We start from the raw sequence: 1,904 nt of genomic DNA, 5'->3' as shown, positions 1-1,904 counted from the left end.
CCCCCAAAAAACACTCCCAAAAAAAGAAAACTGGCGTATCTAATTTGCGCCAGTTCTTTAAAATATCTTACAAGAATTAAAATTATAAAATCCAACTAATTTCATTCTTTATTTTTAAAGTAGCAAATAGCATATTTTATTATCAATTAAAAGAAAAATTTTTATTGATAACTCAAGACACAAAAGCTAAATACATAAAAACTAAAGACTTATAAATAGTTATTGATAAGTCTAAAATAAATAAAGTGCTATTATTTTTTTAATAGACAAAATTTGATTTTAACGATAGTTTAGTTAATTTTAGTTGGATGAAATGCCTGTTACTTAATTGTAGCGGGCATTTTTTATTTGTATACTTTAATGAGTTTATTTAAAATTTAATTGCAAAGAATGTCTAACAAAAGCGATCATTATTTTAATGAAACATTTGTTTATATGTAGAAAAAACTATCGCTTTTATCAAAAAAAAGAAGAATTTGTTTTTGGTTTAATTTATTTTATTATTTTTAAACCTCTTTAAACCCTTTATTCATAGGGGTTTTAAAAATAAATTAAAAATAACCGTTTTTTTTAAAACCGTACTTCAATTCTTCTCGTAAGTATATGTGAGATTCAATTAAAAATAACTTAAAACTCACAAAATGAAAAAAAGTAAAATTTTAGCAGGAACCATTTTCTTAGCGATTATCGGTTTAATTACAATTGCAGCAGATCACATTGATGCTCCTGCATCAAGAGGAACAAGCGCAGACATTTCTGATTTCTATGCTTTTCAAGGAGAGAACACAAACAATTTGGTGTTTGTTGCCAATGTTCAAGGATTATTAAGTCCTACAGCAACATCGACAGCAACGTTTGATGAAAATGTTTTAGTAGAATTTAACATTGACACAAACAATGACAATGTTGAAGACTTAATTATTCAAGCAATTCCTAGAGATGGAAAAATGTATTTCTTTGGTCCTTTTCCAGCATCATCAACAGACTTAAATAGTACTGTAAATGAAATGGCAACAAAAAATGAAGTAGCAATTTCTAAATATGGTTTAGGTGCCGTTATTAGTAACAGCAATCAAATGAAGTTCTTCGCTGGCCCAAGAGATGATCCTTTCTTTTTTGATTTTGCACAATACAGTGCTATTATTGGCGGAACCGCTTCAGGATTTAATAATCCAGGTGCAGATACTTTTGCAGGATCAAATGTTCTTTCTATAGTTGTTGAAGTTCCTAAAAGTTCAATAGGTGGTTCAGGTAGTATAAATGCTTGGATAGAAACAAAAGTAAAACAATAATTTAGATTCAACTTTAAAAAACAATATCATGAAAATTTATAAAATAAAATATATCGCAATTGCCTTTTTATCACTTTTAGTAGTTAGCTGTAACAATAATGATGATACAACAGACACAATGATCGAAATGAGTACAGATTTTTCTGGAACGTATTCTCAAAAAGATCAAATGGGACGACCAGCAGTAAATACCGTTTTTGTATCATCAGCAAGTAAAGATGAATTTAATCTTACAGTTCCTTCTCAACAATCGGCAAAGTTTCAGTCAATGTTCCAAACAAATTTAAAAGGTTTAAGTCCAGCGTTTGCAAATGCAGGCGATAAAAATGCACTTGGTTTAGATGCAGCAACTTTTACAGGTTTATTAGCTACAGATGTTTTAAATGTTTCATTAGACGGTAAAACTACTTTCTTTGACGGAACAAATGTTTTAACAGGTAGAGCTTTGGCAGATGATGTAATTACTGTTGAATTATTACTAATCTTTGGAGGAGAAGATTTTACAGAAAATGCAGCCTTCTCTGATGATCATGTAGATGCTAACGATAAAACATTTTTAACTTCTTTCCCTTACTTAGCTAACCCTTGGTAAGATTTAGATAAAAGAAATTT

General features: G+C 29.2%; 2 protein-coding genes. Both read left to right on the top strand.

What is annotated here, in order from left to right; all coding sequences use genetic code 11:
• The first annotated feature begins 641 nt into the window (after window positions 1–641).
• The gene (locus BTO16_RS17950) at window positions 642–1,292 is read left to right on the top strand and encodes a DUF4331 family protein (RefSeq protein WP_105020409.1); all 651 of its coding nucleotides are present in this window, start codon (window positions 642–644) and stop codon (window positions 1,290–1,292) included.
• Between the two features lie 28 nt (window positions 1,293–1,320).
• A complete protein-coding gene (locus BTO16_RS17945) occupies window positions 1,321–1,884 on the top strand; it encodes a DUF4331 family protein (RefSeq protein ID WP_105020408.1) in 564 nt (187 codons plus the stop codon).
• Window positions 1,885–1,904: the final 20 nt, after the last annotated feature.

Origin of the sequence: Polaribacter glomeratus, assembly GCF_002954665.1 — a bacterium.
Lineage (GTDB): Bacteria > Bacteroidota > Bacteroidia > Flavobacteriales > Flavobacteriaceae > Polaribacter > Polaribacter glomeratus.
This window is presented reverse-complemented; position numbering and strand designations above follow the sequence as displayed.